This is a genomic window from Polaromonas sp. Polasp52 (assembly GCF_059491565.1).
In genome coordinates, this window is sequence record NZ_CP168513.1 from 3,780,328 (window position 1) to 3,793,857 (window position 13,530).

17 protein-coding genes are annotated in these 13,530 nt (G+C 65.3%); 15 read left to right on the plus strand and 2 right to left on the minus strand.

Features of this window, described 5'->3' with window-relative positions; translation table 11 throughout:
- The first annotated feature begins 74 nt into the window (after positions 1-74).
- The 3 genes from ACEN9P_RS17720 to msrA all read left to right on the plus strand — a co-directional run bounded on the left by ACEN9P_RS17720 (position 75) and on the right by msrA (position 1,999).
- Positions 75-968, plus strand: coding sequence for a LysR family transcriptional regulator (locus ACEN9P_RS17720; protein WP_495620003.1), 894 nt, complete (start codon positions 75-77; stop codon positions 966-968).
- Between the two features lie 135 nt (positions 969-1,103).
- Entirely contained in the window at positions 1,104-1,352 is a 249-nt protein-coding gene (locus ACEN9P_RS17725) for a hypothetical protein (RefSeq protein WP_495620004.1), read from the plus strand.
- A 104-nt stretch (positions 1,353-1,456) separates the two neighbouring features.
- A complete protein-coding gene (gene msrA, locus ACEN9P_RS17730; protein ID WP_477660651.1) occupies positions 1,457-1,999 on the plus strand; it encodes a peptide-methionine (S)-S-oxide reductase MsrA in 543 nt (180 codons plus the stop codon).
- Between the two features lie 41 nt (positions 2,000-2,040).
- Here the strand turns inward: msrA and ACEN9P_RS17735 are convergent, their stop codons facing one another.
- Complete coding sequence (locus ACEN9P_RS17735; RefSeq protein WP_495620005.1) at positions 2,041-3,012, minus strand: M14 family metallopeptidase; 972 nt, start codon at positions 3,010-3,012, stop codon at positions 2,041-2,043.
- Positions 3,013-3,182: 170 nt separating this feature from the next.
- On the opposite strand from ACEN9P_RS17735, the gene ACEN9P_RS17740 reads away from it, so the two are divergent.
- From ACEN9P_RS17740 to ACEN9P_RS17795, 12 genes are all read left to right on the plus strand, one after another.
- Complete coding sequence (locus ACEN9P_RS17740; RefSeq protein ID WP_495620006.1) at positions 3,183-3,566, plus strand: hypothetical protein; 384 nt, start codon at positions 3,183-3,185, stop codon at positions 3,564-3,566.
- A gap of 104 nt (positions 3,567-3,670) precedes the next feature.
- Positions 3,671-4,174, plus strand: a complete 504-nt coding sequence (locus ACEN9P_RS17745; RefSeq protein WP_495620007.1) for a Fur family transcriptional regulator — start codon at positions 3,671-3,673, stop codon at positions 4,172-4,174.
- Positions 4,171-4,827, plus strand: a complete 657-nt coding sequence (locus tag ACEN9P_RS17750) for an ABC transporter ATP-binding protein (RefSeq protein WP_495620008.1) — start codon at positions 4,171-4,173, stop codon at positions 4,825-4,827. The genes ACEN9P_RS17745 and ACEN9P_RS17750 overlap by 4 nt, the downstream gene beginning before the upstream one ends.
- Entirely contained in the window at positions 4,824-6,026 is a 1,203-nt protein-coding gene (locus ACEN9P_RS17755; protein ID WP_495620009.1) for an ABC transporter permease, read from the plus strand. The genes ACEN9P_RS17750 and ACEN9P_RS17755 overlap by 4 nt, the downstream gene beginning before the upstream one ends.
- A gap of 5 nt (positions 6,027-6,031) precedes the next feature.
- Positions 6,032-6,316, plus strand: coding sequence for a hypothetical protein (locus ACEN9P_RS17760; protein ID WP_074575648.1), 285 nt, complete (start codon positions 6,032-6,034; stop codon positions 6,314-6,316).
- 52 nt (positions 6,317-6,368) lie between these two features.
- On the plus strand, positions 6,369-6,941 hold the full coding sequence (locus ACEN9P_RS17765; RefSeq protein ID WP_495620010.1) for a DUF3299 domain-containing protein: 573 nt from the start codon (positions 6,369-6,371) through the stop codon (positions 6,939-6,941).
- On the plus strand, positions 6,922-7,350 hold the full coding sequence (locus tag ACEN9P_RS17770) for a hypothetical protein (protein ID WP_495620011.1): 429 nt from the start codon (positions 6,922-6,924) through the stop codon (positions 7,348-7,350). The genes ACEN9P_RS17765 and ACEN9P_RS17770 overlap by 20 nt, the downstream gene beginning before the upstream one ends.
- A gap of 87 nt (positions 7,351-7,437) precedes the next feature.
- On the plus strand, positions 7,438-9,534 hold the full coding sequence (locus ACEN9P_RS17775; protein ID WP_495620012.1) for a TonB-dependent receptor: 2,097 nt from the start codon (positions 7,438-7,440) through the stop codon (positions 9,532-9,534).
- A gap of 60 nt (positions 9,535-9,594) precedes the next feature.
- Entirely contained in the window at positions 9,595-10,557 is a 963-nt protein-coding gene (locus tag ACEN9P_RS17780; RefSeq protein WP_495620013.1) for an AEC family transporter, read from the plus strand.
- 21 nt (positions 10,558-10,578) lie between these two features.
- Positions 10,579-10,941 carry a DMT family protein gene (locus ACEN9P_RS17785; RefSeq protein WP_477660662.1) on the plus strand — a complete coding sequence of 121 codons (363 nt, stop codon included), beginning with the start codon at positions 10,579-10,581 and terminating at the stop codon, positions 10,939-10,941.
- A gap of 155 nt (positions 10,942-11,096) precedes the next feature.
- A complete protein-coding gene (locus ACEN9P_RS17790) occupies positions 11,097-11,744 on the plus strand; it encodes a DUF47 domain-containing protein (protein ID WP_477660663.1) in 648 nt (215 codons plus the stop codon).
- 129 nt (positions 11,745-11,873) lie between these two features.
- The gene (locus ACEN9P_RS17795) at positions 11,874-12,911 is read left to right on the plus strand and encodes an inorganic phosphate transporter (protein ID WP_477660664.1); all 1,038 of its coding nucleotides are present in this window, start codon (positions 11,874-11,876) and stop codon (positions 12,909-12,911) included.
- 135 nt (positions 12,912-13,046) lie between these two features.
- Here ACEN9P_RS17795 and ACEN9P_RS17800 read toward each other — a convergent pair whose 3' ends face one another.
- A complete protein-coding gene (locus ACEN9P_RS17800) occupies positions 13,047-13,523 on the minus strand; it encodes a TM2 domain-containing protein (RefSeq protein WP_477660665.1) in 477 nt (158 codons plus the stop codon).
- Positions 13,524-13,530 lie beyond the last annotated feature (7 nt).

Consider the following 13,530-nt stretch of genomic DNA (forward strand, 5'->3'; position numbering starts at 1 on the left):
ATGCGTGATTGTTTGACAAGCATGAATAGTTGTCTAATATCAATTATTGATTCAACGATATAAAAAACATATTCATGGAATTCCGCCACCTCCGTTATTTCCTGGTCCTGGCCGAGGAGCTGCACTTCGGCCGCGCGGCCCGGCGCCTGTCGATTTCGCAGCCGCCGCTGTCGCTCAATATCCAGCAGCTGGAAGCCTCCATAGGCGCGAAGCTGTTCACCCGCAGCAGCAAGCAGGTCAGCCTGACGGCCGCGGGCCAGGCCTTTGTGCCGGCGGCGCGCGCCCTGCTGGACCAGGCCGCGCAGGCGGCCGGCCATGCGCGCGATGTGGGCCAGGGCATGGCCGGCAGCCTGGCCATAGGCTTTTCGGGCACCATGCTTTACAGCGGCCTGCCCGCCATCCTGGAGCGTTTCCAGGCCGGGCACCCTTTGCTGCGGCTCACGCTCAAGGAGCTCAGCTCCAGCGAGCAACTGGTGGAGCTGGCGCACGACCGGCTGGACCTGGGTTTTGTGCACACCACGCGCGTGCCGCCCGAGCTGTCGCAAATCCTGGTGTCCAGCCAGGCTTTGGTCTGCTGCCTGCCCGCCGGCCATGCGCTGGCGCGCAGGCGCTCGCTGTCGCTTTCGGCCTTGCAGGGCCAGCCCTTTGCGGTGGTGTCGCGCGCGGTCTCGCCCGATTACCACGAGCGCATCCTGGCGATCTGCACCGAAGCCGGCTTTTACCCCGAGATGCGCTACGAACTGCGGCATTGGCTCAGCGTGGTCTCGCTGGTGTCGCAAGGCATGGGCGTGGCCCTGGTGCCGGCCGCGCTGCGCCAGTCGGCCATGGCCGGCGCGGCCTTTGTGCCGCTGGATGCGGCCACCACGCCTTACGACACGCATTGCCTGTGGAAAACCGCGCGCGACCACCAGGCGCTGGCGGCTTTTGTCAAAGCAGTGCGCGCGATGGCGCCGGCCGCCTCCCGGTGAAAGACCTTGCGGAAAGTATGTCCACCGCTGGGGGCTCAAAACTGCGACCATGGGGCAGTTCATAGTCCTCAGGAGAACGGCATCAACCCGTATATCTGGTGTGTGGTGGGCGCTCTCTTCGGCGGCGCTGCCTGCTTGCTCGCGGGCACCCGCGAAAAAATCCTTATCCTCGAAAACCTCGGTGTCGGCGTGTTCGGCGCCTATATAGGCGGCGACTTCGTGGCCGCCATCCTGAGCCGCGGCAAGACCAACGACACGGTGTTCAGCATGGGTTCGCTGGGCCTGGCCGTTGCCGGTGCCGTCACGGCGCTGGTGCTGCTGCGGCTGATGCGCCGCGCCGTCGGCCCCATGCACCGCAGCAAGGGCCCGCGCCGCCGCGATTGAGCCCCAGCCGGGCAAGGGCAAGCGCGGCGGCCACGGCGCTTGCGCGGCCCGCGGCGTAAGATTTCCGCTCATTTCACGACCAACGGTTTTCAGCGGAGATAGCCATGTCCTCATCCCTTCAAACCATCACCCTGGGCGGCGGCTGCTTCTGGTGCACAGAGGCGGTCTACGTCAAGGTGCGCGGCGTCACCGACGTCGAATCGGGCTACAGCAACGGCCAGGCCGCGCGGCCCAGCTATGAGGAAGTCTGCACCGGCCGCACCGGCAGCAACGAGGTGGTCAAGCTGACTTACGATCCGGACCAGATCACGCTCAAGGAAATCCTCGAGATCTTTTTTGTGATCCACGATCCGACCAGCCTGAACCGCCAGGGCAATGACGCCGGCACGCAGTACCGCAGCGGCATCTATTACTCGACGCCCGAGCAGAAGGAAGTCATAGACGACTTCATACGCCAGGCCAGCCAGGACAAGCTTTTCGGCAAGCCCATCGTCACCGAGGTGCTACCGGTCGAGAACTACTGGCCGGCCGAGGCCTACCACCAGGACTATTTCGAGAACAACCCCAACCAGGGTTATTGCGCCTTTGTGGTCGGCCCCAAGGTCGAGAAATTCCGCAAGACTTTTGCCTCGCGGGTGAAGGACTGAAGCTGGCGCTGTCTATCTGCGGATAAGGTTGTTCAGGGTTCTTACACGCGCCGCTGCGCGAAGTAAAACCACTCCTGGCCGACCTCGCTGCGCGGGTTCGGAAACACCACAAAGCCGTCGGCCGGCGCGGTGACGGCTTCGCCGCCGTGCCGCCTGCCTATGGCTTCGCCGGCCTTCACCGCGTCAAAGCTGCGCCATTCGCGGGTGAAGCTGTCGCCCTCGTGCTCGCGGTCCATGACATCGACCAGGCGCAGGATTTCGCGTTCCATGGGAACCGGCGCGGCGGGCTGCGCCACCAGGCCCAGCAAGCCCAGGGTCTGCAGGATCGCGTAACGCGCGACCAGCACCGCCTGCGGGTCGTCGTGCTGGCCGCATTCCAGCGTCACGCCATAGCCGCCGCGCGAGCGCATGTACTCGGTCGTTCCCACGCCGTAGTTCGGGTCGGTCACCAGGCTTTGGGCGCGGCTGGCCCCGCCTGCTTCAGCCGCCGCCGTGCGCCGCTTCACGCCGCGCGCATAGGTCTCCAGCCAGCCTTCGACGATGCGGTGCGGCCCGGTGTGCAGCGCCAGCTGCATTTCTTCGGCCGCATGGGAGAAGGGCTCCAGCGCGCCGTGGTTGTTTTGCGGGCCGATCATCACAAAGGGCGCGCCGCCCGTGTGGAAGGAGTGCAGGTCCAGCAGCACGTCATGCGCATCCAGCATCGGGCACAGCACATTGGCGATGCGGTCCTCGAAGTCCTGCGGAATCGCGCTGGGCGCCATGTTGCGGTTGAGGTTGCGCTCGCCCATGCGCTGCTTGAGGCTGTAGGCCAGCGGGTTGGTCACCGGCACAAAGGTCACGGTGCCGCGTTCTATGGCCAGCGCGCCGCCGTCGATTTCCTCGAGCAGCTGCGTGATGGCGCGCGTGCCGCAGGTCTCGTTGCCGTGCACGGCGCCGGTGACCAGCAGCCGTGGGCCGGGGGCCAGGCCGTGGTAGGTGTGGGCGCGCAGGTGGGTGGGGTGTTTGGGGGGCATGGCTGTTACCGTGAGGTGAATGGGTGGAGCGCCGGGCATGGCGCGTTCATAGGAGCTTATAGCGCAGCGCCGGCTTGTGCCGCTGTTGGCGGTATACATTAGCTTCCATCGTGGTCGGGCATCGCGCGATGCGGCACAACAATCCGGCGAAAAGCAATCTTAAAAAACGCATGCACGCTGTTTGCAAAACCCTGTTCCTGGCGCTGCTCATCAGCCTGGCCCTGTTTGTCCTGGCCTTTGGCACGCCGGTCGTGAGCATGTTCACCTCGGCCAAGGTATTGCAATGGGTGGGCTGCTCATCGGCCGGTTTTGACAACCCGGCCATACGCTGCGGTTACGGTGGCGGCGGTGCGGTCAGTGAGCGCTTCGGCCCGCTGAGCTACTGGTTCACCACCTTGCTGGCGTCGTATTTCCTGCTCAAGCATTTCTGGGATGTGATGTTGGGCTGGCTGGTCTTGATCGCGCTGTTCGGCGGGCTGGCCACGGCCAGTGGCAAGGGCAAGCCCGCGGCGAAACGGGCTGTGGCTTGGCCTGATACGCGGCCTGAAAGCTGAGTCCATTTCGGCTGCTTTACACAAAGCAGGGCTTGGAAAGGGTGTAATTGCGGTAATAATGCAACTCGATTGCGTTAATTGAAATCCGCAGCAGTTCACATCCCATGACCGTCCGCCTGTCCGACCCCATAGACACCCTGCTGTCCGCCCACGGCCTGCGCCGCACCGCGGCGGCACGGCGGGTGCTGGGCTGGCTGCTGGCGCATCCCGACACCAGTTACACCCATGCGCAGTTGCAGGCGGCGCTGGCCGGCGACGCCGAAGTAGCCCTGGACCGCGTCACCTTGTACCGCCTGATAGACCGGCTTACGCAGGTGGGGCTGCTGCTGTGCCGGGTCGATGCCAAACGTGTGCGGCGCTACCAGGCCATGCCCAGCAGCGTGCATGCGATCCCGCACTTTGAATGCCAGAGCTGCCACCGCGACAGCCCACTGGACGGCGCGTTCTCGGGGGCTTTAAAAGCCAATGCCAACGACCTGGAGCGCGCCGCGCAGACCGCGCTGCAGGCGCTCAAGGCCCTGGGCTACCAGGGCATGAGCATGGACTTCGCGGTGCGCGGCGTGTGCGCCGACTGCGCGAGCACCGCACCGGGCACGGCCTCTTCATGATCAGCACGCGCGAGCTTGTTTACCGCTACGCGGGCGGCCCCGAACTGCGCTTCGAGGACGTGGACGTGGCGCAGGGCGGCGTGCTGCTGCTGCGCGGCGCGTCGGGTTCGGGCAAGTCGACCTGGCTGGCGCTGGCCGCCGGTTTGCTGGCGCCTGCCGGGGGCGAGATCACGGTGGCGGGCCAGGCCATGAAGGCGCTGGGCAAGGTCGCGGGCGATGCCTGGCGGGCCGCCACCATAGGCTTTCTGCCGCAAAAACTGCATTTGAGCGCGGCGCTCACGGTGCACGGCAACCTGGCCATGGCGCAGTGGGCCGCGGGTCGGCCGGCCGACGAGGCCCGCATCGCCGAAGCGTTGGCCGCGCTGGATGTGCAGGCGCTGGCGCAGCGCAAGCCGGCGCAGCTGTCGGGCGGCCAGGCGCAGCGCGTGGCGTTGGCGCGCGCGGTGCTGCTCAAGCCCCAGGTGATCCTCGCAGACGAGCCCACGGCCAGCCTGGACGACGAGGCTGCCGCGGCCTCACTGGACTTGCTGCGGGCCACGGCGCGGCGGCAGGGCGCGTCGCTGGTGATTGCCACGCATGACGCCCGCGTGGCCGAATTTTTCAAAGACGAAAAAGGCCTCAAGGCCTTGCAGCTGGGGCGCCGCCAGCCATGAAGACCATTGTTTTCGCCTGGCGCTACCTGTGGTCGCGTCCGCTGGCCGCGGCGCTCAACCTGCTGCTGCTCACGCTGGGGCTGGCATCCATCACCTTCCTGCTGCTGGTCGGCCACCAGATCAACCAGGCTTTTGACCGCGACCTGGCCGGCATCGACGTGGTGGTGGGCGCCAAGGGCAGCCCCATGCAGCTGATTCTTTCGGGGGTTTTCCACCTCGACGTGCCGACCGGCAACGTGCCGCTGGCAGCGGTGAAGGAACTCGAAAAACACCCGCAGGTCGCCAAGATCATTCCGATCAGCCTGGGCGACAGCTTCCGCGGCTTTCGCATCGTGGGTACCACGCCCGACTACATCAGCCACTACGACGCGCAGCTGGCGCAGGGCACGCTGTGGGCCAAGCCCATGCAGGCGGTGATAGGCGCGCAGGTGGCGCGGCAGACCGGCCTGAAAGTGGGCGACAGCTTCACCGGCACGCACGGCCTGGGCGGCGGGGGCGAGGAGCACAAGCTCAGCCCCTATGTGGTGTCCGGCGTGCTGGCGCCCAGCCGCACGGTGCTGGACCGCCTGGTGCTGACGGCCACCGAATCGGTCTGGCAGGTGCATGAGACCGACACCGCGCTGGACGACGACGACCGCAAGGTGCTGGAGGAAGACCGCGAAATCACGCTGGCGCTGATCCAGTACAAAACGCCGCTGGCGGCGGTGACCTTCCCGCGCTACATCAATAGCAGCACCGAGATGCAGGCCGCCGCGCCGGCGCTGGAGATCACGCGTCTGCTGAGCATGGTGGGCGTGGGTACCGACGTGCTGCGCGCGCTGGCCGGCGTGCTGCTGCTCACGGCGGGCCTGAGCGTGTTCATCGCGCTCTGGGGCGCGGTGCGCGAGCGCCGGGCCGACCTGGCGCTGCTGCGCATGCTGGGCGCGCCGCCGGGCAAGGTGGCCGGCCTGCTGCTGTGCGAAGCCTTGTGGCTGGCCTTGCTGGCCACGGTGCTGGGCGTGCTGGCGGGCCAGGGGCTGACAGCCTTGCTGGGCTGGGCGCTTCAGCTCGAAAAATCCGTGTTGATCGGCGCCGTGTCCTGGCCGGTCGAACTGGTAAGCGTGCCGGTATTGGCCCTGGGGGTGGCGCTCGCGTCCGCGCTGCTGCCCGCCTGGGAGGCCTACCGGGTCAGTGTGTTTGAACTTCTCCAATCAAGGTAACTTTTATGCCAAGCCTTCGTTTTGTCCAGCAATTCCTCAAGTTCTCGCCCGTCCTGGGCGGCGTGGCCGCGCTGGCCCTGAGCGCCACTTTTTCGCTGGCTCATGCTCAGCACAGCGACAAGGAAACCAAGGAAGACATCCAGCGCCACCGCGCCATGGCCGCCGCCCACGAAGCCGCGGCCAAGTGCCTGGAGTCGGGTAAAAAAGACGAGGTTTGCGAAAAAGAACTGCAAGCCGCTTGCAAAGGGCTGGCCGTCGGCAAATACTGCGGCATGAAACACGTTCACTGAGCCCGGCGAACCGCCCAGGCCTGAACCGCTGCCACCCCTGCAGGAGTCCCGCATGAACCCCATCCTTCGCAATTGCCTGAGCCACGCTTTCGCGCTGGCCTGCGGTTTGTCCCTCACGGCGGCGGGCTTGCAGGCGCAAACCCTGTCTTCGCCGGTGGCGGGCGGCGCCAAGCCGGCTGCTGCCGCGGGCCCGGGTTTTGACCTGCCGGTGGGCCAGGGTGCGGGCGTGCATGGCGCCAACAGCCCGTTTCCGCCGCTGGCGGCCCGCGGCGACGTGGTGCCCTGGTCGGTGCTGACGGCGGTGAAAACCAAAAACGAGAAAAACCGCATCCTGCCGGTCTTCACCCTGGACCAGATGGCGCTGAACCAGAAAACCCAGCGCATCCAGGGTTTCATGATGCCGCTGGACCCGGGCGAAAAACAAAAACATTTCCTGCTGTCCTCGGTGCCGTTGACCTGCGCCTTCTGCCTGCCGGGCGGACCCGAGAGCATGGTCGAGGTCAAGACCAAGACGCCGGTCAAATACAGCATGGAGCCGGTGGTGGTGGAAGGGCGTTTCCTGGTCCTGAACGACGACGCCTACGGCCTCTACTACCGCATCACGGATGCCACCAGCGTCAAATAAGCGCCGGGGTTCCAGTTCCGCCGGCGCCCTGGTCTGGCTGCTGGCCGCCTCGCTTTTACTCGCGCAATTGCTGGGGCTGATGCACGGCGTGGTGCACGGCCCGCAGGCGCACATTCATTCCCATTCGTATGTGCATCAAGACGGCCATCACCAGGAACACTCCGCTCTTGCGCACGTCGAAGAAGAGGAGGAGGGTGGCGGATGGCTGGCCTCGCTGTTTTCCTCGCATGACGGCGATTCGGACTGCCGCCTGTTCGACCAGGCCAGCCACGGCCAAGCGGCGCCTGCGCTGCCCATGCTGAGCCTGCCACTGGTGCTCTCCAACGCAGTTTTTGATATCTCCCGCGGCGAAGCGCTCGCCCGCTGGGCGGCGCTGTTTGACGCGCGCGGCCCGCCTTTCCCTCGCTGAAATCCCCCTCCCGTTTGCTTCGCGCCGGCCGCCCGGCTGGGCGCAGCTTTGCCTTTTGCTTTTGTTTTCCTGATTCAGCGAGTCACCATGAAACCACCTTTTATCAGCCGCGCGCTCTGCGCCGCGGCAACGCTTTCTTGCGGCCTGGCGAGTGCCCAAACCACCGCCCCCGCACCAGCCACCGCTCCCAGCCTCAAGGAAGTCACCGTTACCGGCAACCCTCTGGGCACGGCCGAGCTGATCGCGCCGGCCGCGCAGTACTCGGGCACCGGGCTGCTGCTGCGCAGCAAGACCACGCTGGGCGAAACGCTGGACGGCGTGCCCGGCGTCAGCAGCACCTACTTCGGGCCCAACGCCAGCCGGCCCATCATCCGCGGCCTGGACGGCGACCGCATCCGCATCCTGGGCAACGGCGGCGCCACGCTGGATGCCTCCAGCCTGAGCTATGACCATGCCGTCACCAGCGACCCGATCAGCATCGAACGCGTCGAGGTGCTGCGCGGCCCAGGCGCCTTGCTCTACGGCGGCAGCGCCGTGGGCGGCGTGGTCAATGTGATCGACAACCGCATCCCGCGCGAGCCGCTGTTCGATGAAAAAGGCGGCGTGGGCGGCAAGGTCGACCTGGGCCTGGCCAGCGGCAACCGCGAAAAAAGCAGCGGTGTGCTGCTCGAAGGCGGCAACAACCGTTATGCGCTGCATGTGGATGTGTTCAACCGCGAGACCGGCGATGTGAAGGTACCCACCGACCTGGCCTGCGGCAAGGGTGGCGTGAACACCATCACCAACCGTATTTGCAATTCAGACAGCAAGGTGCATGGCGGCGCGGCCGGCGGCTCGGTGTTTTTTGACCATGGCTACCTGGGCGCGTCGGTCAGCACCTACCGCAGCAACTACGGCACCGTGGCCGAAGACGACGTGACGATTGACATGAAGTCGAACCGTGTGGCGCTGGAAGGCGAGCTGCGCGACCTGGGCGGTTTTATCCGCAGTGTGAAAGGCCAGCTGAGCCACACCGACTACCAGCACACCGAGTTTGAAGGCCCCAACCCGGGCACGGTGTTCAAGAACAAGGGCAGTGATGTGCGGCTGGAGGCGCGCCATGCGCGGATCGGAAACCTCGAAGGCCTGGTCGGCTTCCAGTCCGAGAACAACCGTTTTTCGGCCGACGGCGCCGAGGCCTTTGCGCCCTACAGCAAAACCGCGCAGAACGCCGTGTTCGCTTATGAGGAGTACGCCACGAGCTGGGGCAAGCTGAGTTTTGGCGGGCGGCTGGAGTCGGTGAAAGTGGAGTCGCTGGGCAACCCGCTGGTGGCGCGTTTCGCGCCTTTGACGCGCGACTTCACGCCGCACAGCTACGCGCTGGGCGCCTTGTGGAATGCGGCGCCGGGCTGGCAGCTGACCAGCAACCTGGCCTACACCGAACGCGCGCCCAAGGACTATGAACTCTTCGCCCAGGGCCCGCACGTGGCGACCAGGGCCTGGGAAACCGGCGACCCCACCCTGGGCAAGGAAAAATCGACCAGCCTGGACCTGGGCGCCAGCTGGAAGTCGGGCGCCAACAGCTTCAGCGCCAATGCCTATGTGCACCGCTTCAAGAACTACATAGGCCTGCTGGCCACGGGCAACCGCTACGGGCAGGAAGACGGCGCGCTGAACCCGGCCGACCTGGACGGCGACGGCGTGGACGACAGCAACCCGGACAACCCGTTGCTGCCGGAGTTCGCCTACACCGGCGTGCGTGCGCGTTTTGTGGGCCTGGAAGCGAGCGGCAACATCCGCCTGCTCGAAGGCGCGTCCAGCGTGGACCTGGCCCTGCGCGGCGATGTGGTGCGCGCCACCAACCTCAGCAACGGCCAGCCGCTGCCGCGCATCGCGCCGGCGCGTGTGGGCGCCAGCCTCATCTGGGCCAGCGGGCCCTGGGGCAGCAGCATAGGCTTTGACCATTCCATGGCGCAAAACCGCGTGGCCGACGGCCAGCGCGCGACCCCGGCCTATACGCTGTGGAACCTGGCCGCTACCTACCGCATGAGGGCCGGCGCCAGCAACATCCTCTGGTATGCCAAGGTCGACAACCTGACCAACCAGCTGGCCTACAGCGCGGCTTCGGTGCTGACGACCACGGCGTTCCCGAAGGCGCCGCTGCCAGGGCGCAGCCTGAAAGTGGGAATGCAGCTGGCGTTTTAAGAGGGCACCGGGAGCAGGATCCGGGCATGGTGCAACGGCGTGCAAGCTAAGATTGCGCCAATGAACCAGCTTGTCTTTGAGTCCCTGTTCCCGGTTGTGCTGTTGATTGCCGCGGGCTTTTTCGCCGGCCGGGCGCAGTGGATCAGGGCCAATGCCATCAAGGACCTGTCCAACCTGATTTTTCTGCTGCTCACGCCGGCGCTGCTGTTTCGCACCATGAGCCGGGTGCGTGTCGAGCAGCTTGATTTCAAGCCGGTGCTGGCCTACTTTCTGGCCGTCATCGTGCTCTTCGGCGGGACCCTGCTGGTGCAGGGCTTTAACCGCCGCGCGGCGGTGCTGGCGCTGGCCAACACCTTTTCCAACACCGTGATGATTGGCATCGCGCTGATAGGCCTGATGTACGGGCCCCAGGGGCTGGTGACGCTGTTCACGCTGGTATCCGTGCACTCGCTGGTGCTGCTGACCAGCGCCACGGTGGTGCTGGAGCTCGCGGTGGCCCATGAACAAAAGCTGGGCACCAGCGACGAAGTGACCAGCGCGCCGCGCCACCCGGTGGCCACCGTGATGATGGCCGTGAAAAACGCGCTGCTGCACCCGGTGCCGCTGCCCATCATCGCCGGCCTGCTGTTCGCGCAGACCGGTTTCACAATTCCCGCCGTCGTCGACAAACCGCTGGAACTCATGGCCAACGCCTTTGGCCCGCTGGCGCTGGTGCTGGTCGGCGTGACCCTGGCCAACACCCGCGTGGGCGAGCACTGGCGCCAGGCGCTGGCACTGGCCGGGGTGAAGAATCTGCTGCACCCCTTGCTGGTATTCGGCCTGTGCCGCCTGCTGGGCGTGGGCGGCGTGCCCATGTCGGTGATGGTGGTGGCCTCGGCCCTGCCGATAGGCGCCAATGTGTTTTTGTTCTCCCAGCGCTACAAGGTCGCCGAAGAGCTGATCACCGCCAGTGTGGTGGTGTCCACCGCGCTGGCCCTGGTCACGCTGACCGTGGTGTTGATTTTGGTCGGCCATTTCGGCTGACGCCTGTCCCGGAGTCCCCTGATGCAATTCCTCCAGTCATTGCCCGTCTCGGCGCAGACCATAGGCCTGCTGCTGCTGTCCAACGTCTTCATGACCTTCGCCTGGTACGGCCACCTGAAAAACCTCGCGGCCTCGCCCTGGTACACCGCAGCCCTGATCAGCTGGGGCATCGCGCTGTTTGAATACCTGCTGCAGGTGCCCGGCAACCGCATAGGCTTCACCCAGTTCAGCGTGGGCCAGCTCAAGATCATGCAGGAGGTCATCACCCTCAGCGTGTTCGTGCCCTTCGCGGTGTTCTACTTGAACGAGCCGCTCAAGCTCGACTATCTTTGGGCAGCGCTGTGCATGGTGGGCGCCGTCTACTTCATCTTCCGCAGCGCTTAACCGGACAACTCTTAAGCAAGCAGGGGCCGCGGAACCGGCTTTGCCGGGCCGCAGGCGCAGCGGCCCCCTCGGGGGGAAGAGAGTTACACGCAGTGAACGAACGTGGGGGCGTTACACTTTCGTCATATTTTTGACTTACTTCCTGAGGAATAGACATGCTGTTTGGCAAATTGCTGCCGCGCGAAGGCAATTTTTTCGAGATGTTCAACCAGCATGCCGAACGCATCGTGGAGGCGGCGCATGCTTTTTCCAAGCTGGTCGCCAACTACAGCGACGTGGAAAAGCGCGAAGCCTTTAACCGGGAAGTCGACCACGCCGAGCGCGCCGCCGACCGCATCACGCATGAAGTCAACCGCGCGCTGCACAGGACCTTCATCACGCCGATAGACCGCGAGCAGATCCACAAGCTCATCAACACCATGGACGACGTCGCCGACCTGATCCAGGACTCGGCCGAAACCATGGCACTGTACGACGTGCGCCACATGACGGATGACATCGTGCGGCTGACCGACCTCAGCGTCAAATGCTGCGAACGCCTGCAGGATGCCGTGGCGCTGATCGAAAAAGTCAGCGATGCCGCGACGGCCGAAGCCGCGCTCAAGACCTGCGAGGAAATCGACAAGCTCGAATCCGACGCCGACCGCGTGATGCGCTCGGCCATGAGCCGGCTGTTCCGCGAGGAGCCCGACGTGCGCGAGGTCATCAAGCTCAAGGCGGTGTACGAACTGCTCGAAACCATCACCGACAAGTGCGAGGATGTGGCCAACCTGATCGAGGGCATCGTCCTCGAGAACTCCTGAAGATGGCAGCCCCCACGCTCCTCGCTTCGCGTAGTTCGCTGCCCCCCGAGGGGGCTGACCTTGCTTGGGGCGGCCCGGCGCTGCGGTCCGGCGCATTCGTTTCCCTAGCCAAAACTCATTGAGATAAATATGCAAACCGTACAGGCCGCCCTGTGGGTGGTGTTCCTGCTGGTCTTTCTGGCCATCGCCTTCGACTTCATGAACGGCTTTCATGACGCGGCCAACTCGATTGCCACGGTGGTGTCCACCGGCGTGCTCAAGCCGGGGCAGGCGGTGCTGTTCGCCGCCTTCTTCAACTTCCTCGCCTACTTCATCTTCCACCTGAGCGTGGCGGCGACCATAGGCAAGGGCATCGTCGCGCCCGGGGTGGTCGACACCCATGTGGTGTTCGGCGCGCTGATGGGGGCCATCACCTGGAACATCGTCACCTGGTTTTACGGCATCCCCAGCAGCTCCTCGCATGCGCTGATAGGCGGCATCGTCGGGGCCGTGATCGCCAAGGCCGGCGCCAGCGCGCTGATCGCCTCGGGCGTGTTCAAGGTGGTGGCCTTTATTTTCGTGTCGCCCCTGCTGGGGTTTTTGCTGGGTTCGCTGATGATGGTGGCGGTGGCCTGGGTTTTCCGCCGCGCCACGCCCTCGCGTGCCGACCGGTGGTTCCGCCGGCTGCAGCTGGTGTCCGCGGGCGCCTACAGCCTGGGCCACGGCGGCAACGACGCGCAGAAAACCGCCGGCATCATCTGGTTGCTGCTGATCGCCGCGACTACCAGCAATGTGCAGGGCCTGCCGGTCTGGATGATGGCGACCACCGAGCACCTGCCGGTCTGGGTGGTCATCGTCTGCTACATCGCCATCGGCTTCGGCACCATGTTCGGCGGCTGGCGCATCGTCAAAACCATGGGCCAGAAAATCACCAAGCTCAAGCCCGTGGGCGGCTTTTGCGCCGAAACCGGCGGTGCGCTGACGCTATTCCTGGCGACGGCGCTGGGCATTCCGGTTTCCACCACCCACACCATCACCGGCGCCATCGTGGGCGTGGGCTCCACGCAGCGCGCTTCGGCCGTGCGCTGGGGTGTGGCCGGCAACATCGTCTGGGCCTGGATTTTCACGATTCCTGCCTCGGCCTTCGTGGCTGCGATCGCGTACTGGGTCAGTCTTCAGGTGTTCTGATCAAACGAACACACCTGGCGAGAGAGGGGCGCTTAACCAAGCAGGGGCCGCGGAACTGGCTTCGCCAGGCCGCAGGCGCATCGGCCCCCTCGGGGGGCAGCGCATTACACGCAGTGAAAAGCGTGGGGGCCCTATCTACTGGCTGATTTTCTTCGCTTCTTCGACCTGGTACTCGAAGTAACGCTGGAAGCTGAAGACGATGCTGGACATCAGTGAAATCGTGCCGAACAGCAGGGCGAACACCACCGCGCCTATGGTCAGCCAGTTGGTGTTGCCGGCTTTGGTGTCCGGCGCGGCTGCGTTGTGCAGCGCGTTCCATTTGTCGGTCGGCATCAGGCCGTAATAAATCGCGGTCAGCGCCGTGCCGGCCAGGGTGAAACCCAGCAGGGGAATCAGCACCCAGGCCAGTTGGTCGTCCTGGCCGTACATCCGCACACGCTCCACGCCCCACCAGCCCAGCGCCGCGACGATGGGATGCAGCCAGGCCCAGACGTCGCCCAGGCCGAACAGGTAAAGGCGGTGGATGCCGAACTGGCCGCCTATGAAGGCCAGCCAGGCGGCGAGGGTTTTGTTTTTCGGGGCTTTTGGGGAGGACGCTGTGGCGGTTTGCATGCGGCGA

What these genes read in the sequence shown, in the direction of transcription:
- ACEN9P_RS17755 (WP_495620009.1), top strand. Translation starts at nt 4,824, where the DNA reads ATGAAGACCATTGTTTTCGCCTGGCGCTACCTGTGGTCGCGTCCGCTG.
- ACEN9P_RS17795 (WP_477660664.1), top strand. Translation starts at nt 11,874, where the DNA reads ATGCAAACCGTACAGGCCGCCCTGTGGGTGGTGTTCCTGCTGGTCTTT.
- ACEN9P_RS17760 (WP_074575648.1), top strand. Translation starts at nt 6,032, where the DNA reads ATGCCAAGCCTTCGTTTTGTCCAGCAATTCCTCAAGTTCTCGCCCGTC.
- ACEN9P_RS17780 (WP_495620013.1), top strand. Translation starts at nt 9,595, where the DNA reads ATGAACCAGCTTGTCTTTGAGTCCCTGTTCCCGGTTGTGCTGTTGATT.
- ACEN9P_RS17745 (WP_495620007.1), top strand. Translation starts at nt 3,671, where the DNA reads ATGACCGTCCGCCTGTCCGACCCCATAGACACCCTGCTGTCCGCCCAC.
- ACEN9P_RS17735 (WP_495620005.1), bottom strand. Translation starts at nt 3,012, where the DNA reads ATGCCCCCCAAACACCCCACCCACCTGCGCGCCCACACCTACCACGGC.
- ACEN9P_RS17790 (WP_477660663.1), top strand. Translation starts at nt 11,097, where the DNA reads ATGCTGTTTGGCAAATTGCTGCCGCGCGAAGGCAATTTTTTCGAGATG.
- ACEN9P_RS17740 (WP_495620006.1), top strand. Translation starts at nt 3,183, where the DNA reads ATGCACGCTGTTTGCAAAACCCTGTTCCTGGCGCTGCTCATCAGCCTG.
- ACEN9P_RS17785 (WP_477660662.1), top strand. Translation starts at nt 10,579, where the DNA reads ATGCAATTCCTCCAGTCATTGCCCGTCTCGGCGCAGACCATAGGCCTG.
- ACEN9P_RS17800 (WP_477660665.1), bottom strand. Translation starts at nt 13,523, where the DNA reads ATGCAAACCGCCACAGCGTCCTCCCCAAAAGCCCCGAAAAACAAAACC.
- ACEN9P_RS17765 (WP_495620010.1), top strand. Translation starts at nt 6,369, where the DNA reads ATGAACCCCATCCTTCGCAATTGCCTGAGCCACGCTTTCGCGCTGGCC.
- ACEN9P_RS17750 (WP_495620008.1), top strand. Translation starts at nt 4,171, where the DNA reads ATGATCAGCACGCGCGAGCTTGTTTACCGCTACGCGGGCGGCCCCGAA.
- ACEN9P_RS17770 (WP_495620011.1), top strand. Translation starts at nt 6,922, where the DNA reads ATGCCACCAGCGTCAAATAAGCGCCGGGGTTCCAGTTCCGCCGGCGCC.
- ACEN9P_RS17775 (WP_495620012.1), top strand. Translation starts at nt 7,438, where the DNA reads ATGAAACCACCTTTTATCAGCCGCGCGCTCTGCGCCGCGGCAACGCTT.
- ACEN9P_RS17720 (WP_495620003.1), top strand. Translation starts at nt 75, where the DNA reads ATGGAATTCCGCCACCTCCGTTATTTCCTGGTCCTGGCCGAGGAGCTG.
- msrA (WP_477660651.1), top strand. Translation starts at nt 1,457, where the DNA reads ATGTCCTCATCCCTTCAAACCATCACCCTGGGCGGCGGCTGCTTCTGG.